This is a genomic window from Pseudomonas sp. B14-6, from assembly GCF_013260315.1.
Classification (GTDB): domain Bacteria; phylum Pseudomonadota; class Gammaproteobacteria; order Pseudomonadales; family Pseudomonadaceae; genus Aquipseudomonas; species Aquipseudomonas mandelii.
Map to the genome: position 1 here is coordinate 4,524,946 of NZ_CP053929.1, position 21,038 is coordinate 4,545,983.

The window sequence follows — 21,038 nt, forward strand, 5'->3', positions numbered from 1 at the left end:
TCCCTGATCCTGGAAACACAGGGCTACAGGGTACACAAAACCTGTGGGAGCGAGCCTTTGTGATGAGGGGATTTATCCTCTCACCACAAGGCAGCGGCTACAGAGAGTGGCTACACCAAGGGCTTGCGGGCAATGATCACCTGACTTTTCGCCACGACCGCGTCCAGCGCCTGTTTGATCTGCGCGCCACGGGGCGACGCCAGAATGGCCTGCCAGGTGTCGGCCCAGTGGTTGAGCAACGGGTGGTCAGGATTGCTGAAATCGACCTTGGCTTCCCAGAACAACAGCATCCACATCGACCAGTAAAACCCGTACTGGCTGTGGCTGAGCACTTCCAGGCCAGCGTCGCTGACCATCGCCTTGAACTGCTCTTCGCTGATGATGCGAATGTGGTTGGGCTTCTGGAAATACTCGGGCGCGGCGATGTCTTTTTGCAGGTCTTCGGAGCTTGGGTGCGGGACGCTGAGCAAATACAACGCGCCCGGTTTGCCGACACGCACCAGTTCTGCGAGGAACTGCGCCGGATCGTCCACGTGTTCGATGACTTCGGTGGACACCACGCGAGTGGCCGTCGCATCGGCAATCGGCAGCGGGTTGCAGTCGGTGACGTGGCATTCGACGTCACGCGCCGGTGTGTCGCTCAGGCGCTGTCGGGTGGCTTCGACCTTGGCCGCGTCGATGTCGGCGATGATGATCTTCGCCCCGCGCATGCCGCAGAAATGCACGTTACCGCCGTCACCGCAGCCGACGTCCAGCAGCGTGTCTTCGGCGGTCACCGGGAACCCGGTGAACAGCTCGCCGGTTTGCTGATTGAACCAGCCGCTGAGCATCGCGTCGTGCAGGCCGAGCATGTACGGATCGACCTTCTCGACCGTGTCCGCCACAGGGGCCACGGGAACGGGCGTACCCGCCGTGAGTTTCTTCAAAAGGCTCAGCATGAGGTAGCTCCAGAGGTTTGGGCGGCTGTTCGGGACGTGCCCAGGCGTTTGACCAGCGAGGCACCGCGGTTACGCATGGGCATTTCGATGAAGCGGTAGTTGAGTTCGCTCAACAAAGCGATCAAACCGCCAGCAATCATCAGTGTCAGGATCGGATGGCCGCCGGGATTGGGCAGACCGGCGCCCTGCAAGCGGAACGTGAATTCGCGCACCAGCAAATAAGCCGGTATGTGGATCAGATAGATCCCGTAGGAGCGACTGCCGACCCACGTCATCAGGTTCTTCAACACGCCCCGTGGCAGCAGGTAGTCGCGATTGTAGGAAGCGATCCAGACCAGCACCGCGCACAACAACGCGATCGTGCCGATGCGGTAATGAGTGAACGTGAAGCGATCCGTCGCCATGAAACTGAGCACCAGCGACAGCGCGACCAATGCTGTCACCCCGGCCCATGGACGGCGCAGGAACGTCGGCTCCCAGCGCAGATACGAGGGTTGCGCGCTCCACATCGCCAACAGGATGCCGAGTGCCAGCGCATCGGTGCGAACCACCATCAAGATCGGTGTGCGCAACGTGAACAACTGCACCGCGACCAGCGCCAGCAAGGCCCAGACCAGGTGCTTGCGACAGATCAGAATCAGCAGCGGAAACAACAGGTAGAACTGCTCCTCCAGCGACAGGCTCCAGTACACGAAACTGGTGCCGTACTCATAGTTATAGAAGCTGTCGGCGAAGCGGAAGTTCGCGTACTGCCCGACCCCGGCCAGGGTCGCCTGAAGGTTGGCGTGCAGCGTGCCGAACGCTCCGGAGCGATTGAGAAAAATGCAGCCCAGCAACATCAGCGCCAGCCACAACCACGCCGACGGCAGCAATCGAAAGGCCCGGCGCAGCCAGAAGTTACGCGTCTGCTGCCAGTACTCCTGACGGGTGCTGCAACCCCGCAACGCCGGGATCAGGCTGCGCGCAATGACAAACCCGGAGATGGCGAAAAACAGATCCACGCCCCACCACGGCTGACCCCACGCGGTGATGGCTTGCAACAGCGGCACCGGGGCCGCAAACAGGCTGTCTTGCAGGTGATGAAACAATACACCGAGCACCGCAATGCCGCGCAACAACTCGATGTCCATGATCCGTCTGTCGTTATTCATGCCGTCCTCCTGGACGTTGCCCTGTTTTCCACCCCATTCAACACTGCGCGGATCATGCTTCGCGGGTATCCGGAGCGACGCGGGTTTCAAGGAGCTGCGCGAAGAAGGCTTTCAGTCGTTGCTCGGCGGTGGCCTGGCTGCAGAATTTTTCGAGGCTGGCCACCGAATGCGCGGACATCTGCGCGTAACGCTCGGCGTCGTTTTTGGCGACGTCATAGCTGGCCCGATAAGCGCGGCACAACGATTCCCAGTTCGTCACGTAACGCAGGGTTCGGAACGCCCTGCGCGGGTCGTGGGGCCAGGCCGTCAGCTCGTCGGTGGAGTCGATCAGAAACGCATTATCGGCATCCAGGTAATCGATCATCGCCGTGGTGCGTGGCGCGACCGCCGGTTTACCGCAGGACATGAACTCCATCAGCGGCAGGCACTGGCCTTCGCCGTAAGAGGTGTTGACCACAAAGCGGGTTGCCTGCACCAGGTGCTCGTAGTCCGAATCCGCGAGGTAGCCGTAGATCAGCACGATGCGGCAGCGATAGGACTGGTTTTTGTACAAATGGTGAAGGATGTCGGTCAGCGCTTCTTCGGCATCGTGGTGGGTCAGTTTGAGCACCAGCGTCGCGTCATCCACCTCGCGGAACGTCACGCAGAAGGCACTGAGCATGTCTTCCCAATTCTTGCGCCCATCACCCGGGTTGAACACCGAGGTGTAAATCACGCCGTCGAGCACCAGTTCGTGTTCACGGGGCGGTGCTTCGAAATCGATACCTTCGCCTTCGCGTAACGACGCCGGCCCAAAGGCTCGCAAGTCCAGGGTGCGGCTGTCGGCCACCAGGCCTTTGATCTTCAGGCGCACCTGACTCGCCAGTGGCTGACGTTGCAACTGGGCGCCGCGTGCCGAGAATCGATCCCACACCGGCGCCGGCACCGCGACGATCGAATAGTCGGCGCCCATCGCCTCGCGCACGGCGTTTACCGTGTAGCTGGAATGGGTAATCGCCGCGCCTGAAGCGCGCAATACCGTGCGCCAATCATTGCGCGGTTCACCCGCGAAGGGTTCGTAGGGAATGGTGCTGAATTCCCACGCAAACACCGGCAAGGTCGGACAGGCGAAGTGCACCGGCGTGCAATGCGGCGGCGAGAACGACAGGAACACGCAGTCTTCACCTCGGGACAGCGCGTCGCGGTACAAGGCATCGACTTCGGTCTGCGGGTCTCTGACTTCCACCACACGCCCCAGACGTTCCAGCACCGGGCGGTATTCCTTGAGCACGAAGTAATAGCTGTACTCCGAACGGCCAAGGTTCTGGGCGATGGTGTGCTGGTTGGTTTCCGAATGAATGATGATCAGCATGAGGCGTTATCCGTCACGGCCGCTGCCGGCAAAGCCTGCGGCGTCAGCCCGAAAAAATCCGCCAGGCGCTTCTGCACCGGGGCGAAGGCGCAGTAGTCGTGCATGCGCTCGACCGCATCGCCCGACATGCGCCGGTACTCCAGCGGTTGCTCCTTGGCCGTCCGGTAGCTGTTTTCGTAGGCGGTTTTCAGCGAGCCCCAGTCCGGGCGATAACGCAGGGTCCGGTAAATGATCCGGGTGTCTTGTGGCCAGATGGTCAGCTCTTCGCTGGACTTGACCACAAACGCCACACGCTCATCGATGTAATCCTCCATGGCGGTGTGGTCCGGGGCGATCACCGGCTTACCGCTGGCCATGAATTCCATCAGCGGCAGGCACAACCCCTCGCAGCGCGACGCGTTGACGTAATAACTGGCGGCTTCGTACAACCGGGCGTATTGCGGATCATCCAGGTAACCGTGCATCACCACCACCCGACAGGCGAACGGCGAGAGTTGCGCGAGCAAGGTCATCAGCTCGTCGTAGTAGGACGACAGGTCGCTCTGGGTAATCTTCAGCACCAGCGTGGCATCATCCGTTTCGCGAAAGGCCCAGCAGAATGCGGTGATCAATTGATGCCAGTTCTTGCGACCGTCACGGGGGTTGAACACCGTGACGTACACCACGCCATCCACCTGGGTTTCAACCCGGGAAGTGGTGTCCGGCCAATCCCGCGGTGCAGGCTCGGGCACGGCCATCGTCTGCGGACCAGCGATAGCCGGTAGATACTCGGCAAGCCGTGCATGAACGGTATCGGAAAGAAGATCGCGGATGCCTTCCCAATACCACTGGCTCAGAAAATGCGTGCGATGCACCGGGACGGGCAGCGTTTTGCCCATGTCCCGACGCCACATGTGCAGGTAATGGCGAGCGATGACGAAGCGACGTTTTAGCGTCAACGGCGGCGGCTTCAATGCCTCCAGCGCCGCCAGTTCCTCGGCGCTCGGCGGTACGGGAATCAGCGCGTCGGCAGACAGCCCAAGCGTGCGCGTATCGAAGATGCAGCCCTTGATCTCCAGCGTCGAACCGGCATTCACCGGCGCGCTGGCGTGGTGGCTGCGAATGGCCGCGAAGTTCTCCCACAAGGGCGTGGGCAACACCAGCACGGGGAAATCTTCGCCCATGGCCCGCCGAATCGCCCGGGCCGTGTGGCTGGAAAGCGTGATGACCCGGCCCTGGCGCGCCAGCATCTGCGTCCAGTCCTGACGTGGGTCGTTATCCCATTGCTCATCGGGAATGGAGTCGAACTCCCAGGCCACTACGCAGATCGTCGGGCATTCAAGATCGTTCGGGGTTTTCTGCGGCGGGGTGAACGACAGGAACAGGCTGTCTTCGCCGGTGGCCAGCAATTGTCGATAGAGAGAATCGACCTCGGCGGTGGAGGACACCACATGCACCCGCCCGAGGCTTTCGAGCACCGGGCGATAAGCCTTGAGCACGAAGTAATAACTGTATTCGGGACGACCGAGGCTCTGACTGATGGAGCTGTCGTTGACGTCCGAGTAAAGAATGAAGTTCATGGCATCCCACGATGAAACCGCCATCCCGGCAGCCCCACTCTATGACGGCAAAGCCACGGATCGACCCGGCGTTTGCCAGTCGTCGTCCAGCGCCTTCTTGCCCGTCTACGTTCTTGTTTTAATGGTCAGCTTCGCGGGGTGTGAATACCACCCGGCCGAACCCTGGGTAATCGTGACGAGGGGCATTCTAAACACATCCGCTGAGGATTCGTGAACCGCCCGGCGAGAATAAATCGGGCTACGCTGACGAGAACTGACCAGTCACGGTGGGACCTGTTGAAATTGCCGCGCAATTGGCACAGATTGGCTACCAAACAACTACAACAAACGTTTCGCCTGTCTTTCGACCAAGGAATCCACCCGGTCTGTCAGACATCTCCATAAAGCCTGTGGGGAATGGACGAAATGCACGACCAAGGGGCCGCTGTTTGAAAAAGCGTCTGTTCGTTACGGGTCTCAGTGGATTCGTAGGACAACACATCCAAACCCGCCTGAAGGCTGATGCCTCGGAATGGGAGCTTCTGCCTGTCGCCGCCCGCTACGATCTCGGCGAGCCAGGCTCCCTCGACGCCCTCTGGCCGGACATGCCCGACGCGGTCATTCACCTGGCCGGCCAGACCTTCGTTCCCGAAGCCTTCCGCGATCCGGCACGCACGCTGACGATCAACCTGCTCGGCACCTTGAACCTGCTTCAGGCACTCAAGGCCCGTGGCTTCAACGGGACCTTCCTGTACGTCAGCTCCGGCGACGTCTACGGGCAAGTGACCGAGTCAGACCTGCCCATTACCGAACACCAGCCACCCTGCCCGCGCAATCCCTATGCCGTCAGCAAACTGTCGGCCGAGTTCCTCAGCCTGCAATGGGGCCTGAGCGAAGGCTGGCCGGTCGTGGTCGCCCGCCCGTTCAACCACATCGGCACCGGCCAGAAAGACAGCTTCGTCATCGCCAGCGCCGCCCGCCAGATCAACCGTATCAAACAAGGCCTGCAAGCCCCGCAACTGGAAGTCGGGGACATTGACGTCACTCGTGACTTCCTGGACGTGGGCGATGTGGTGTCCGCCTATCTGGCGCTGCTGGAAAAGGGTACGCCGGGACAGGTCTACAACATTTGCTCGGGGCGCGAGCAGAGCATCCGCAGCCTGATCGAACAACTGGGGGACCTCGCCCAGGTCGACCTGCAATTGATTCAGGATCCTGCGCGTTTTCGCCGCGCGGATCAGCGTCGCGTTTGTGGCAGCTCTGCCAAGCTCGCCCAGACCACAGGATGGACGCCTGAAATCACAACACAACAATCCCTGCGGGCGATCCTGTCCGACTGGGAGATGCGAGTACGACAAGAATGACTAAAAGTGCACTGATCACAGGGATCACGGGCCAGGACGGCGCCTATCTTGCCAAACTGCTGCTCGACAAGGGTTATAAAGTCCACGGCCTGGTGGCGCGTCGCAGCAGCGATGCACGCTGGCGTTTGCGTGAAATGGGAGTCGAGGGGGACATCGTTTACCTGGACGGTGACATGGCCGATGCCTGCTCGGTGCAGCGCGCGGTGATCAAATCCGCTCCGGACGAAATCTACAACCTGGCGGCGCAAAGCTTTGTCGCGGCCTCCTGGGATCAACCGGTCACCACCGGCATCGTTGACGGGCTGGGCGTGACTCACCTGCTCGAAGCGATCCGCCAGTTCAGTCCGCACACGCGTTTTTACCAGGCGTCTACCAGCGAAATGTTTGGCCTGATCCAGGCCGAGCAGCAGGACGAGAACACGCCGTTCTACCCGCGCAGCCCTTACGGCGTGGCCAAGCTGTATGGCCACTGGATCACCGTGAACTATCGCGAAAGTTTCAACCTGCACGCCAGCAGCGGGATCCTGTTCAACCATGAATCGCCCCTGCGCGGCATCGAGTTCGTGACCCGCAAAGTGACCGACGCCGCCGCCCGCATCAAACAGGGCAGACAGCAGGAACTGCTGCTGGGCAACATCGACGCCAAACGCGACTGGGGGTTTGCCGGTGATTACGTCGAAGCCATGTGGCTGATGCTGCAACAGGACAAGCCTGACGATTTTGTGGTCGCTACCGGCGTGACCACCACCGTGCGCGAGATGTGCCGCATCGCCTTCGATCACGTGGGCCTGAACTACCGCGACTTCGTGAAGATCGACCCGGCGTTCTTCCGCCCGGCCGAGGTCGAAGTGCTGCTCGGCAACCCGGCCAAAGCTCAGCGCGTATTGGGCTGGAAGCCAAAAACAGACCTGGATACCTTGATCCGCATGATGATGGATGCGGACATGAAACGCGTCGCCAAGGAGTAGGCCATGCTGATTCCTGTGATTCTCTCCGGCGGTGCCGGTACTCGCTTGTGGCCGGTGTCCCGCGAGGGCCATCCCAAGCCGTTCATGACCCTGCCCGACGGCCAGTCGCTGCTGGGCAAAACCTATCGGCGAGCGGCCGGTCTGCTTGATGGCTGGGGCGATATCGTCACGGTGACCAACCGCGACTACTACTTCCAGAGCAAGGATCACTATCAGGAGGCGCAGCTCAGTCGCCATCGCGGGCACTTTCTGCTGGAGCCGACAGGCCGCAACACGGCCCCGGCCATCGCCGCCGCCGCCCTGTCACTGCAAGCCCTGCACGGCGATGACGCGATCATGGTGGTGATGCCCGCCGACCATTTGATCCTCAACGAAAACGCCTTGAAGTCTGCGGTCGAGCACGCCGTGGCACTGGCCAAGGATGGTTTCCTGGTGACGTTCGGCGTGGTGCCGACGGCCCCGGAGACCGGTTTCGGCTACATCGAGACCGGCGCGGCACTGGACGAAAAAGGCGCCGCCAAAGTGCAGCGTTTCGTCGAAAAACCGGATCTGCAAACCGCCACCCATTACCTGGAAAGCGGCAAGTTCCTTTGGAACTCGGGGATGTTCTGTTTCTCCGTGACGACCGTGCTGGCCGAATTGCAGATCCATGCCCCCGAGCTCCTGGAGCAGACGCAAACCTGCATGGCGCAAAGCGCCCCCGTGGAAACGGCCGGGTGCCTGCAGCAGGAATTATCCCCGGCGTTGTTTGCCGAGATCACTGACATTTCCATCGACTACGCCTTGATGGAACGCTCCGACAAAGTGGTGGTGGTGCCCGCCGGTTTTGACTGGAGCGACATCGGCTCCTGGGGCGCGGTGGCCGCGCTGGTGCCGGCGGATGCGCAAAACAACCGCGCCAGCGGTGACGCGGTGTTCGTCGACAGCCACAACAACTTCGTCCAGAGCGAAGACCGGCTGGTAGCCGCGGTGGGTGTGGATAACTTGATCATCATCGACACCGCCGACGCGGTGCTGGTGGCCCACGCCGATCGCGCACAGGATGTGCGCCGGGTGGCCAAGCAGCTCAAGGACAAAAAGCACGAGGCCTATCGCCTGCACCGCACGGTCAGCCGGCCCTGGGGCACCTACACCGTGCTCGAGGAAGGCCCTCGCTTCAAGATCAAGCGCATCGTGGTCAAACCAGGCGCCAAGCTATCGCTGCAAATGCACCACCACCGCAACGAACACTGGGTGGTCGTCGAAGGCATGGCCAAGGTCACCAACAACGGCGCCGGCACCCATCTGGTGGCCAAGAACGAATCAACCTTCATTGCCGCCGGTCACAAGCATCGCCTGGAAAACCCGGGCGTGATCGACCTGGTGATCATCGAAGTGCAAAGCGGCGAATACCTGGGAGAGGACGATATCGTTCGCTTCGAAGACCAATACGGCAGGACGGTTTGAATGCTGCTTTCCCTATACCGCACGCTGCGTAGTTATCGAGGGTTTATCTTCGGTAGCGTCCAGCGTGAGTTTCAGGCGCGTTATCGCAATTCGCTGTTTGGTGCTCTATGGCCGGTGCTTAACCCCCTGTCGATGATCATCGTCTACACCGTGATTTTTTCCCACATCATGCGCGCGCGCCTGCCCGGCGTGGATGACAGCATGGCCTACAGCGTTTACCTCTGTGCCGGCCTGCTCGCCTGGGGACTCTTTGCGGAAATCACCTTGCGCAGCCAGAACATGTTTCTGGAAAACGCCAACCTGCTGAAGAAAATCAGCTTCCCACGGATCTGCCTGCCGGTGATTGTGCTGTTTAACGCGGGCATCAACTTCGCAATCATCATGGCCCTGTTCCTGGGCTTTCTGCTGATCACCGGACGTTGGCCGGGAATGGCGTTGTTCGCCTTGATACCGCTGATGGCATTGCAAATGATGTTCTGTGCCGGGCTGGGAATGATACTCGGCGTGTTGAATGTCTTCTTCCGGGATGTCGGGCAACTCTTCGGCATCTGCCTGCAATTCTGGTTCTGGCTGACGCCCATTGTTTACCCGATGAGCATCCTGCCGGACTGGGTGCAGCGCCTGCTGCAACTCAACCCCCTGACCAACCTGATCGTCAGCTATCAAAACATGTTTCTTTATGGGCAATGGCCGGTCTGGAGTTCGCTGCTGCCGATTTTTGTCACGGGCTTAGTGTTCTGTCTGATCGGGCTGCGTCTGTTTCGCCAGCGCGTCGGTGAAATGGTGGATGAACTCTGATGGGGCATATTCGCGTCACCGGCCTGGGCAAGGCCTACAAGCAATACCCGACCCGCTGGAGCCGACTGGCCGAGTGGCTGATTCCTTTTTCGCCCCTGCGCCACCACCAGCACTGGGTGCTGCAAGACGTCGAATTCGAGATTGCCCCCGGTGAGGCGGTGGGCATCGTCGGGGTCAACGGCGCAGGCAAAAGCACCTTGCTGAAGATGATCACCGGCACCACCCAACCGACGTGCGGCAAGATCGAGCTCGAAGGCCGGGTGGCGGCCCTGCTGGAACTGGGCATGGGCTTTCACCCGGACTTTACCGGCCGACAGAATGCAATCATGGCCGGGCAATTGCTGGGCATGCAGGTCGATGACATCGAAGCGCTGATGCCACAGATCGAAAGTTTCGCGGAAATCGGCGAAGCCATCGACCATCCGGTGCGTACCTATTCCAGCGGCATGCAGATGCGCCTGGCGTTCAGCGTGGCCACCGCACAGCGTCCGGACATCCTGATCGTCGACGAAGCCCTCTCCGTGGGCGACGCCTACTTCCAGCACAAGAGCTTCGAACGCATCCGCAGCTTCCGCAAGGCCGGCACCACCCTGCTGATCGTTTCCCATGATCGCTCGGCCATCCAGTCGATTTGCGATTCGGCGATCCTGCTCAAAGACGGCCGCATGGCCATGTACGGCAAACCCGAAGCGGTCCTGGATTACTACAACGCCCTGATGGCCGAGCGTGAAGGCCAGGTGGTCCGTCAGGAAATGCTCGCCGGCGGCGAAATCCAGACCGTGTCCGGCACCGGTGAAGCGGCCATCCTCAGTGTGCGGATGCTGGACGAGAATGAACGTTCCATCGACGCCGCCGAGGTCGGTCAGAGCGTGGTGCTGGAAGTCCAGGTCGAAGTCCGCCAGGACATCGAGCGATTGGTGCTCGGTTTCATCCTCAAGGACCGCCTGGGTCAGATGATGTATGGCATCAACACCCATCGCCAGGACAAGGCCCTGACCGATCTGCACGCCGGGGAGCGTTACACGTACCGTTTTTCCTTCGTCATGGGCCTGGGCAAGGGCAACTATTCCGTGTCCCTGAGCTTGTCGCGGCTGGACTCGCATCTGGATCGCAACTACGAATGGCGCGATTACGGGCTGGTGTTCCATGTGATCAACAACCGGCATGAAGACTTCGTCGGCTGCTCGTGGCTGGCGGCGCAAACCACCATTACCCGCTCCGACTCGATTGTTTCGGAGCGCACGCCATGACGCGCCTTCTAGTGGAATGCACCCACGTGTTCCTGCACCCCAAAGTCAATTCGGGTATTCAGCGGGTGGTGCGTAACGTCATCAATCAATTGCCGGCAAGCGTCGACGGTGTTGAGTGCATTCCAGTGGTGATGCTCAAGGGCAAACTCTATCGGGTGCTCAAACTCGGTGCGTTGAACATCCCGTTTTTTGATGGGCTGATGACATTCGGTGGGCGACTGGAGCGGCTGGCTCATCGTTTCTGGCAACTGCATCAACGCTTGCACAATCGCAGTCACTCGCGAGTGGTCAAGCGCCTGCTGCACGTGGCCTACCGCCTCACGGCGATCACCTGCTTCAGCATTCCTTTGCGCCTGATCGACGCCATCAACCAATATCAACTGCCCAAACGGTGCTCGCCATTGCAACATCAGCCGGGCGATCAACTGGTGTTGCTCGATTCCTCCTGGCACAGCGATTTCTTCCCGTTTGCCGAACAGCTCAAGCGTGAAGGCGTGGGCATCGTTTCGGTGATCTACGACCTCATCCCGCTGACTCACCCACAGTTCTACGACACGCGGCTGGTGCAGATTTTCAACGAGTGGTTCAACTGGATCACCCAGACCGCCGACGGCTACGTGGCGATCTCCGCCACGGTGCGCGATCAGGTGCGCGAGGAATTGCAGCGTCGGCTGGGTCCGGCCAAAGCCGATACGTTGTGGTTCGATTATTTTCACCTCGGCTCCGAACTGGACCTGAGCGAAGCCTGCGCCGCCGTCGAGCCGAGACTGACGCGCGTGTTCAAAACACCGGAGCCGGTGTTTTTGATGGTCAGCACCATCGAGCCGCGTAAAAACCACGATTACCTGCTCGACGCGTTCGAACGTGCCTGGGCCTCAGGTTCGCACGCCCGGCTGTGCATCGCCGGGCGCATCGGCTGGAAGTGCGACGCCCTGCTCGCCCGCGTGCGCAACCACCCACAGCTGAACCAACGCCTGTTCATGTTCAACGACCTGAGCGACACCAGCCTCGAACACGCCTATTCCCACGCTAGCGCGCTGGTGTTTCCGTCGTGGGTTGAAGGCTTCGGCTTGCCACTGGTGGAAGCCATGCAGCGCGGTTTGCCGGCCATGGGCAGCGACATTCCGATCTTTCGCGAAATCGGTGGCGAGTTCATGGCGTACTTTGACCTCGCCGAACCGCAAAGCCTGGCGGACCTGGTCACCGGTTTCGAACGCTCCGGGAAATTCCCGGCCGCTCGCAGCGTGGCGGACTGGCAGTGGATCGGCTGGCGTGAAGCCAGTGCGCAACTGGCTGAACGCACCCTGCGCAATCTGGTAGACGCGCCGGTCGTGCAAGAGAGGCAACATGCGAATTGCCCTTAACGCCCGGATCCTTCAAGCCCCGCGCACCGGCATCGGCCATTACGTCGCCGAACTGGCGAACGCGCTTGCTGATGAGCCCGATGTCGAACTCGCACTGTTCCACGGTTGGGGCTGGAGTTCGGACTTGCCAGAAGCCGCCATGCCCGGCTATTCGCGACTGACGCCGTTGCTGCGACAAATTCCGGGGGCTTATCAAGCCCGGCGCTGGCTGGAGCAGAAACGCTTCGATCAAGGGCGCTCGAAAACCATCGACCTCTATCACGAACCGAGCCTGTGGCCGCTGTCGTTCGACGGCCCGACAGTAATCACCCTGCATGACCTGACGCACCTGCACTACCCCGACACGCAACCCCCTCGCGCCTGCGGGAAATCGAGCGGCGCCTGGCCGACGGCGTGCAGCGAGCGAGTCTGATTCTTACCGACTCGCAGTACATTGCCGACGAAGCCCAGGCGTATTTCGCACTGCCGGCCGAGCGTTTTGTCGTCGCACCGCTGGGCGTGGCCGCACGTTTCCACCCACGGGAGCCTGAAGCCATTAACGCGGTGCTCAAGACTCACGGCGTCGAGTCGCGGGAATACTTCCTGTGTGTTGGCACCCTCGAGCCGCGCAAGAACCTGACGCTGGCCCTGCGCGCCCATGCCCTGTTACCGGAAGCCGTGCGCCAGGGTTTTCCCCTGCTGATCGCCGGCATGGCCGGTTGGCAAGGCGAACAATTCAGTGATGAATTGCGCGCAGCCCTGGCCACCGGGGATGTGTGCCTGCTCGGGTATCTGCCCGATGAAGCACTGGCACAGCTGCTGGCTGGCGCCCGGGCGTTGATCTTTCCCTCGTTGTACGAAGGGTTCGGCCTGCCCGTCCTGGAAGCCATGGCCAGCGGCACCCCGGTGATTCTGACCCAGCATTCGGCAATGCCGGAAGTCGCGGGTGCCGCAGGCAACTACATAGCACCGGACGATCCTGACACCTTGCGCGATGCCATGATCCGACTCATCGACGACCCGCTGCATTGGCAGGTCTGTCGCGAAGCCGGTTTGCAACAAGCGAAGCTTTTTTCCTGGGAGCGTTGCGCGAAGGCCACGGCCCGCGCTTACCGCCAGGCTATGGGAGACTGATATGCGCGTACTGCACTTTTACAAGACCTACCTGCCGGACTCGATGGGTGGCATCGAACAAGTCATTTTTCAACTCTGCGAGAGCGGTGCGCGCCACTCGGTCGACAGTACGGTACTGACGTTGAGCAACAACCCGGCACCTGGCGCGATACAGATCCGTCATCATCAGGTTCACCAGGCCCGGATGGATTTTCAGATGGCCTCCACCGGTTTTTCCTATAGCGTCTTCAAGCAATTTCGTGAGCTGGCGGCTGAGGCGGACGTGGTCAATTACCACTTCCCCTGGCCCTTCATGGACCTGGTGCATTTTTTCAGCGCCACTAAAAAACCCTGCGTGGTGAGTTACCACTCGGACATCATTCGCCAGCGCCATTTGCTCAAGCTCTACCGTCCATTGATGCGTCGTTTTCTGGACAGCGCCGACCGAATCGTCGCAGCCTCCCCCAACTACTTTCACACCAGCGATGTGCTTCAGGACTACCGCGAGAAAACCCGCGTCATCACCTACGGGCTGGACAAGTCAGGTTATCCACAGCCTGACGCTGCACGTACTGAACGCTGGCGCAAACAAGTCGGCGACCGGTTCTTCCTGTTCGTCGGCGTGATGCGCTACTACAAGGGCCTGCATATTCTGCTCGACGCGATGCAAGGGCTGAATTATCCGGTGGTGATCGTCGGGGCCGGACCGCTGGAGGCCGAACTGCATGCCCAAGCGAAGGCATTGGGGTTACAGAATCTGCACTTTCTGGGGCGGTTGGGTGACGAGGACAAAGTTGCTTTGCTGGAGCTGAGTTACGCAGTGGTGTTTCCGTCGCACCTACGCTCGGAAGCGTTCGGCATCTCGCTGCTCGAAGGCGCGATGTACGGCAAGCCGATGATCTCCAGTGAAATCGGCACTGGCACCAGCTACATCAACATCCACAACGAAACCGGGCTGGTGGTGCCGCCGAGTAATCCACAGGCGTTCCGAGAAGCAATGCGCACGTTGTGGGAAGACCCGGTGCGTGCGGCAGCAATGGGCGTGAAGGCTGAGGCGCGTTATCGGCAGTTATTCACCGCCGATGAAATGGGCCGCAAGTGGACGGCGTTGTACGAAGAACTGCTGGAAGAAAAATCCCTGTCCTACGCCTGAAATCTGTAGGAGCGAGGCTTGCCCGCGAAGGCGGTGTGTCAGTCGACATCAATGTTGAATGACACGCCGCCTTCGCGGGCAAGCCTCGCTCCTACAGGGGTTTAGCGGTGTGGCGCAGCGTTTGGTACGGCCACGTTGTCCAGCATCCGGTTCACCGCAAGCTCCGCGAGCATGACGATCTGCTGAATCGCCATCGCCGTGTGCCGGTGCGGTCCTTCCAGGTACCCCGCAAAATCACTCGCCATCACATTGGCCTGGGCCAAGGATTCACAGGTGTGGGCCAGCAGGTCTTCGTCTTTGATGTCCGGCGCGATCATGAACATCGTGCTGGGCTTGCGGGTCGCGGGGGATTTGAGGGCGGAGGGGTTGAGGTAGTGATCCAGCGCCCGCTCGGCGGCTTCGTTGAGCTTTTTGGAATCGATGGATTCGTAGGGGGAAACGTCGTCGGTTTCCGGGGGATTTGGTGTTTCTTTAATCATGGCAAAAGACCTTTTGAGCTATGGAAGTTGAACCGCCACGTTTCGTTTTCCAGACGAAAAGGTGGCAGCTGTACGCGGACTGGAAAAACCGAGATAAAAGGTCAAAACCCGGCAGACCCGAAGGTCTCCCACGCACAGCCGCCATAACTCAAACTGAAGCCAGAAAAAAGCGCCACAGTATGCCACGGGGGACAAGCCTATTATCTTCGGGTTTTCCAGACCCGATCGCTGATGTGCAGCGACCTCCAAAGCCTATCCCCCCGACTTCCGACACGACAACCGCTAGAACGTGTCGGAATCGTCCTCCCGAACACTCAAGTCTGTAGGACGTTCGCAGTATTTTTCAGGCCAACCCCGGCCCAATGTGGGAGCGAGCCTGCTCGCGAAGGCTGTTTAACATTCAACATTGAAGCTGGCTGATACACCGCTTTCGCGTGCAGGCTCGCTCCCACGAGGGTTTTCTGTGTTAGCCCGATGGGTCACAGGTCCAGCACCAACGGCTGCGACCCCTGCGCCGGCACCGCGCAACAAATCAGCACCTCTCCCGCATCGGGCACTTCCGCCGGAGGCTGTGGATAATTCACCGCGCCACTGATCAGACGGGTCTTGCAGGTCCCGCAGGAACCCCCACGGCAACTGAATTCCGGGCGCAATCCGCGGCTTTCCGCCAACTCCAGCAAACTGCCGCCATCCGGCTGCCAGCGCGCTTCTTTGGCCGAGCGCTCGAACACAACGGGCACTGAAACCGTGGCGGCCGGTGGTTGTTCGATGACCACCGCATCCGGGTCTGGTGTGCGACGCAGTGTCGACGGGCCAAAGGTTTCGGCATGAATCCTCGAATCGCGAATGTCCAGCTCCCGCAGCGTGTCGTACAGCCCCTGGGTAAAACTGCCCGGGCCGCAGAGGACAAAGTCCACTTGGTCGTAGTCCTCCGCCTCAAGCATCGTCTTGAGCAAGTCGCCGTCAATCCGCCCGGTCAGGTCGAAATCTTCACCCTCGCGAGCCTCCGCCTCAGGCTGACTGAGCAACCGCCGCACGCGCACCGCGTCACCGAGGCCATCCAGCAAACGGTCCAGTTCCGGGCGAAACGGCTGATCGGCCAGGGTCCGCGAACTCTGGAAAAACCAGGTCGGACGAATACGCCGCGTGCGCAGGCCTTGATACACCACCTCGCGCACCATCGACAGCAGCGGCGTGATGCCGACGCCAGCCGCCAACAGCACCAGCGGCCGACGCTCATGGGACGCCACGGTGAAATGCCCTTGGGGCGCGCGGGCTTCCAGCACATCACCGACCCGGATCTGCTCATGCAGGTGCGACGACACGAGGCCTTCACGCTTCACGCTGATGCGGAAAAAATCATCGGACGGCGCGCTCGACAGGCTGTACGTGCGGATGTGCACATCGCCGGCAATATTGAAGCGCAGCGGCAAATGCTGCCCGGCCTGGAACACCGGCAACCCGGCGTCATCAGCGGGCTCCAGATAGATCGAACGGATGTTGTGGCTTTCCTGTTCGATGCGCGCCACCCGCAACGGCCGCCAGTGATCGCCCAGGGCCTTGGCTTGCAGGCGTGCATTTGCCTGCGCCCAGGTGCCTGTCAGCAAACTGGTGGGCGACACGCCGTCAAAGCGCCAGCGCAAGGCCAGCGCCGCAGGCCGGCGCACAACGCGCTCTACCTCAAAGGTCCAGAGCCGCTCGGCCCCCTGAAAAGCCTCGACCTGTGGGCCTTCGAGGATGACGTCCGCGCGGCCGCTGAGGTGCAGCAGATCGCCCGTATTGAAATCGATGAACAGCAAACCGGCCCGAGGATTGATCAGCAGGTTGCCCAAGGTGTTGAAGAACAGGTTGCCGGCGAAGTCCGGGATGGTCAGGCGATTACCTTCCACCTGTACGAAACCGGCCTGACCACCGCGATGAGAAACATCCACCGAGCGTTGGCCGTCGACGTCCACATAACTGGCGACAAAGAAGGTATCGGCCCCAGCGATCATGGCTTGGGCCGCGTCATCCAGCGCGTTGAGATGCTGCGCGACACGGGTCGACGGGTCCGCCAGGGGCACCGAGCGAAACTGGCGCAATTGAATGTATTGCGGGCAATTGCCGAACGATTGGTCCACCGTCACCCCGAAGCCGCTCGAAGTCACAGCACCGACCCGGCCATTCATACGGTTGCGACGCCGGGTGTGCAACTCGATACCGAGCAGGCCGATCGCCGCGCCGTCTTGCAATTGCGCTGGGTCGTCGCTGCCGGGCAGACTGTCGAACTGTAACAGCGCAGGCGCTGGAGAATGAGCAAAACCCGGCGGCCCTTCAAGAACACTGGCCCAAGGGTTGCCGTCAGCATCCACCGCGCCGTACAGCATGAACGGCAGTTGCTGATAGAACTGGCGGTGCTGATCGGGCATCTCGCCGCGAATCACCCTACGACCTAATGTGTCCATTCGCTCGGCTACACCTACGTGAGCCTGCAACTGTTTCTCGCCAGCGTGCCAAGGTGAACGGTCCATAACGGCTTCTCCCCTGCGCTTATCGCGCAACAAGAACGGCCCGACTGAATCGGGCCGTGAGCATCAGGCTGTTTTTTGCAGGCCGGCGACGGTGCGCGGCATGCCGACAAACCCTGGCAAGGCTTCGACGCGCGCCAGCCAGGCGCGGATGTTGGCGTAGTCGTCCAGCGACACATTGCCTTCCGGCGCATGGGCGATGTAGCTGTAGGCCGCGACGTCGGCGATGGTCGGCTCGTTGCCGACAAGGTATGGGCTGGCGGCCAGTTCCTGATCGATCACTTTGAGCACGGTGTGGGCGTAAGCGATCACCTCCTCAGCGTTGTAAGGCGCACCAAACACGGTGATCAGCCTTGCTCTTGCCGGGCCAAAGGCAATCGGCCCGGCGGCGACCGATAACCAGCGCTGCACCTTGGCCGCACCGACGGGATCGGTGGGCAGCCAACGACCGTTGCCATATTTCTGCGCCAGATAGACCAGGATCGCGTTGGAGTCGGCCAGCACCACGCCTTGATCATCAATCACCGGTACCTGACCAAAGCGATTGAGCGCCAGGTAATCCGGCTGCTTGTGTGCGCCCTTGGCCAGATCGACAAAGATCAGCTCGGTTGGCAGTTGCAGCAGGGACAGCATCAGCTCCACACGATGAGCATGGCCAGAGCGTGGGAAGTTGTAGAGTTTGATGGCTTGCATGGTCGACTCCGCTGGGTGGAGGCGCCAATTGGAAAGTGTCGGCGCCGATGGGTTGTCATCTTCCACCTGCTACCGAAACAACAGAATAACCAGCAAACGCAATCCATTATTTCAACTAGAGCAATAATGCCTCGTTCTTCAAAGCGGGATGCTCGCGCAGGGCATTCACCGTGAAGTCGACAAAACTGCGTACTCGCGCTGGCGCCTTGCGCCCGCCCTGATAAATCACATGAATCGGCAACGGCGCCAGTTCGAATTCAGCCAGGACGATTTGCAACTCACCCGCCGCGACTTTTCTCGCGACTTGATAAGACAACACACGGGTGAATCCCAGACCCAGGCAGGCGGCCGTGATGGCAGCCTGATTGGCGGTGACCACCAGCCGAGCCTCCGTGCGCACCGTCAGCGGATCGCCATTTTCAAGGAATGGCCAGTTACGTAACTGGCCCGTGGCCGATGTCGCAATGATCGGCGCCTGCACCAGATCCTGCGGATGAGAAGGCCGGCCATGGGCTGCGATCAGCGCTGGCGAACCACAAATCACCCGCCGCACTTCGCCGACACGAATCGCATGCTGATTACTGTCAGGCAAATCGCCGATGCGCACCGCCACATCGATTCCCTCTTCGACAACACTGACCACACGATCAAGCAACAGCGCATTGATACTGACCTCAGGAAACTGCGCCAGATAATCAACCATCACTGGCGTGACAAATAACTCTCCGAACAATACCGGCGCGGTAATCGTCAATTGCCCACGGGGTTGTGCGTGACTGCCTGCCGCCGAATCCTCCGCTTCCTGCACCTCGGTGAGAATCCTCCGACAATCCTCCAGATAACGCTGCCCCGCCTCGCTCAAATGCACGCTGCGGGTGGTACGGGTGAGCAACTGCGTGCCAATGCGCGTCTCCAGCGCCGCCACCGCCCGGGTGACACTGGCCGCCGACATCCCCAACCGACGCGCCGCTGCAGAAAAGCCCTGGTCCTGGGCGACGGCGGCGAAGACCTGCATTTCCTGGAATCTGTCCATGGGGCAATGTCCTTCATTCGGATAAAAAAAATCGCAACCATAGGCTGCGATTTTTAGTGTTCAGTCAGCTGTGGATAACTTATTCCACCGTCACCGACTTCGCCAGATTCCGCGGCTGGTCTACGTCAGTGCCTTTCAACACGGCCACGTAGTACGACAGCAACTGCAGCGGGATGGTGTAGAGGATTGGCGACAGGATGTCGTGGATGTGCGGCATGTGGACAACGTGGGTGCCTTCGCCGTTGGTCATGCCAGCCTTCTCGTCTGCGAAGACGATCAACTGGCCGCCACGGGCGCGGACTTCCTGGAGGTTGGATTTCAACTTCTCCAGCAGTTCGTTGTTCGGTGCCACGGTGACCACGGGCATGTCGTTATCCACAAGCGCCAACGGGCCGTGCTTCAGTTCGCCGGCCGGGTAGGCTTCAGCGTGGATGTAGGAGATTTCCTTGAGTTTCAGGGCCCCTTCCATTGCGACCGGGAATTGCGCGCCACGACCGAGGAACAGGGTGTGGTTCTTCTCGGCGAACAGCTCGGCGATTTTCTCTACGGTGCTGTCCATGGCCAAGGCTTCGCCCAGACGGGTTGGCAGACGACGCAGTTCTTCAACCAGGGTGGCTTCGACGCCTTTGGCCAAGGTGCCGCGAACCTGACCCAGGGACAGGGTCAGCAACAGCAGGCCGACCAATTGGGTGGTGAAGGCTTTGGTGGAGGCCACGCCGATTTCGCGACCGGCCTGGGTCAGCAGGGTCAGGTCGGACTCACGCACCAGCGAGCTGATGCCGACGTTGCAGATCGCCAGGCTGGCGAGGAAGCCCAGTTCCTTGGCGTTGCGCAGGGCAGCCAGGGTATCGGCGGTTTCGCCGGACTGAGAGATAGTGACAAACAGGGTATCCGGCTGCACCACGACTTTGCGGTAGCGGAATTCACTGGCGACTTCGACCTGGCACGGGATACCGGCCAGCTCTTCGAGCCAGTACCGGGCAACCATACCGGCGTGGTAGCTGGTGCCGCAGGCGACGATCTGTACGTTGCGCACTTTGGCGAACAGCTCGGCAGCCTGTGGACCGAACGCCTGCACCAAGACACCGTTCGGGCTCAGACGACCTTCGAGGGTGCGTTGAACCACGGCCGGTTGCTCGTGGATTTCCTTGAGCATGAAGTGGCGGAATTCGCCCTTGTCGGCTGCTTCAGCGCCGTCGCGGTACTGCACGCTTTCGCGCTCGACGGTTTGGCCGGTCACGTCCCAGATGTGCACGCTGTCGCGGCGAATTTCGGCGATATCGCCTTCTTCCAGGTACATGAAACGGTCGGTGACCTGACGCAGGGCCAACTGGTCGGAAGCGAGGAAGTTTTCACCCAGGCCCAGACCGATCACCAGCGGACTGCCACTGCGCGCTGCCACCAGACGATCTGGTTGATCGGCGCTGATAACGGCCAGACCATAAGCACCGTGCAGTTCTTTAACGGTGGCTTTGAGGGCCACGGTCAGATCGCGCAGGTCCTTGAGTTTGTGGTTCAGCAGGTGTGCGATGACTTCGGTGTCGGTGTCCGAGGTGAACACGTAACCCAAGGCTTTCAGCTGTTCGCGCAGGGCTTCGTGGTTCTCGATGATGCCGTTGTGCACCACGGCCAGGTCGCCGGAGAAATGCGGGTGCGCGTTGCGCTCGCACGGCGCACCGTGAGTGGCCCAGCGGGTGTGGGCGATGCCGAGGCGACCGATCAGAGGTTCGGCTTCCAACGCGTTTTCCAGTTCGCTGACCTTGCCCGGACGACGCATGCGCTCGAGCTTTTCGTCGTTGGTGAAGACCGCCACACCGGCGCTGTCATAGCCACGGTACTCCAGGCGCTTGAGCCCCTCGAGCAGGATGGCGGTGATGTTACGTTCTGCGACTGCGCCGACAATTCCACACATG

The 21,038-nt window shown here is 60.7% G+C and carries 16 protein-coding genes and 1 pseudogene; 8 read left to right on the plus strand and 9 right to left on the minus strand.

The genetic code is table 11. From position 1 onward, the window contains the following. Nucleotides 1-110: 110 nt before the first annotated feature. The 4 genes from HP062_RS20745 to HP062_RS20760 are packed head-to-tail and all read right to left on the minus strand — an operon-like array spanning nt 111 to nt 4,999. Entirely contained in the window at nt 111-938 is an 828-nt protein-coding gene (locus HP062_RS20745) for a class I SAM-dependent methyltransferase (RefSeq protein ID WP_010465420.1), read from the minus strand. Then, a complete protein-coding gene (locus tag HP062_RS20750; protein ID WP_172791961.1) occupies nt 932-2,089 on the minus strand; it encodes an acyltransferase in 1,158 nt (385 codons plus the stop codon). The genes HP062_RS20745 and HP062_RS20750 overlap by 7 nt, the downstream gene beginning before the upstream one ends. Nucleotides 2,090-2,141: 52 nt before the next feature. Beyond that, entirely contained in the window at nt 2,142-3,440 is a 1,299-nt protein-coding gene (locus tag HP062_RS20755) for a glycosyltransferase (protein WP_172791962.1), read from the minus strand. Beyond that, complete coding sequence (locus HP062_RS20760; protein ID WP_256665860.1) at nt 3,434-4,999, minus strand: glycosyltransferase; 1,566 nt, start codon at nt 4,997-4,999, stop codon at nt 3,434-3,436. Before HP062_RS20760 ends, HP062_RS20755 begins: the two co-directional genes overlap by 7 nt. A gap of 428 nt (nt 5,000-5,427) precedes the next feature. Here HP062_RS20760 and HP062_RS20765 point away from each other — a divergent pair, with 428 nt between their 5' ends. From HP062_RS20765 to HP062_RS20800, 8 genes and pseudogenes are all read left to right on the plus strand, one after another. Next, the gene (locus tag HP062_RS20765) at nt 5,428-6,342 is read left to right on the plus strand and encodes a GDP-mannose 4,6-dehydratase (protein WP_172791964.1); all 915 of its coding nucleotides are present in this window, start codon (nt 5,428-5,430) and stop codon (nt 6,340-6,342) included. Next, nucleotides 6,339-7,310: a GDP-mannose 4,6-dehydratase gene (gene gmd / locus HP062_RS20770; RefSeq protein WP_172791965.1), complete on the plus strand. Its 972-nt coding sequence runs from the start codon at nt 6,339-6,341 to the stop codon at nt 7,308-7,310. The genes HP062_RS20765 and gmd overlap by 4 nt, the downstream gene beginning before the upstream one ends. A 3-nt stretch (nt 7,311-7,313) precedes the next feature. Then, nucleotides 7,314-8,756: a mannose-1-phosphate guanylyltransferase/mannose-6-phosphate isomerase gene (locus HP062_RS20775; protein WP_077748510.1), complete on the plus strand. Its 1,443-nt coding sequence runs from the start codon at nt 7,314-7,316 to the stop codon at nt 8,754-8,756. Continuing rightward, the gene (locus HP062_RS20780; protein ID WP_083375406.1) at nt 8,757-9,554 is read left to right on the plus strand and encodes an ABC transporter permease; all 798 of its coding nucleotides are present in this window, start codon (nt 8,757-8,759) and stop codon (nt 9,552-9,554) included. After that, nucleotides 9,554-10,804, plus strand: coding sequence for an ABC transporter ATP-binding protein (locus HP062_RS20785; RefSeq protein WP_172791966.1), 1,251 nt, complete (start codon nt 9,554-9,556; stop codon nt 10,802-10,804). The genes HP062_RS20780 and HP062_RS20785 overlap by 1 nt, the downstream gene beginning before the upstream one ends. Next, nucleotides 10,801-12,168 carry a glycosyltransferase family 1 protein gene (locus HP062_RS20790; protein ID WP_172791967.1) on the plus strand — a complete coding sequence of 456 codons (1,368 nt, stop codon included), beginning with the start codon at nt 10,801-10,803 and terminating at the stop codon, nt 12,166-12,168. The genes HP062_RS20785 and HP062_RS20790 overlap by 4 nt, the downstream gene beginning before the upstream one ends. Beyond that, a pseudogene (locus HP062_RS20795) lies at nt 12,152-13,281 on the plus strand (glycosyltransferase family 4 protein). The gene HP062_RS20790 and the pseudogene HP062_RS20795 overlap by 17 nt, the downstream one beginning before the upstream one ends. A 1-nt stretch (nt 13,282) precedes the next feature. Next, nucleotides 13,283-14,413, plus strand: coding sequence for a glycosyltransferase family 4 protein (locus HP062_RS20800; protein ID WP_010465444.1), 1,131 nt, complete (start codon nt 13,283-13,285; stop codon nt 14,411-14,413). Nucleotides 14,414-14,514: 101 nt separating this feature from the next. Here HP062_RS20800 and HP062_RS20805 read toward each other — a convergent pair whose 3' ends face one another. The 5 genes from HP062_RS20805 to glmS form a co-directional block, all read right to left on the minus strand. After that, nucleotides 14,515-14,892 carry a DUF6124 family protein gene (locus HP062_RS20805; protein ID WP_145306440.1) on the minus strand — a complete coding sequence of 126 codons (378 nt, stop codon included), beginning with the start codon at nt 14,890-14,892 and terminating at the stop codon, nt 14,515-14,517. Nucleotides 14,893-15,371: 479 nt separating this feature from the next. After that, nucleotides 15,372-17,402, minus strand: coding sequence for a pyridoxamine 5'-phosphate oxidase family protein (locus HP062_RS20810; RefSeq protein WP_169857233.1), 2,031 nt, complete (start codon nt 17,400-17,402; stop codon nt 15,372-15,374). Between the two features lie 63 nt (nt 17,403-17,465). After that, on the minus strand, nt 17,466-18,092 hold the full coding sequence (locus HP062_RS20815; protein WP_010465449.1) for a glutathione S-transferase family protein: 627 nt from the start codon (nt 18,090-18,092) through the stop codon (nt 17,466-17,468). Between the two features lie 115 nt (nt 18,093-18,207). Further along, complete coding sequence (locus tag HP062_RS20820) at nt 18,208-19,125, minus strand: LysR family transcriptional regulator (protein WP_010465452.1); 918 nt, start codon at nt 19,123-19,125, stop codon at nt 18,208-18,210. Nucleotides 19,126-19,204: 79 nt separating this feature from the next. Further along, nucleotides 19,205-21,037, minus strand: a complete 1,833-nt coding sequence (gene glmS / locus HP062_RS20825; RefSeq protein WP_077748855.1) for a glutamine--fructose-6-phosphate transaminase (isomerizing) — start codon at nt 21,035-21,037, stop codon at nt 19,205-19,207. Between the last annotated feature and the right edge of the window lies 1 nt (nt 21,038).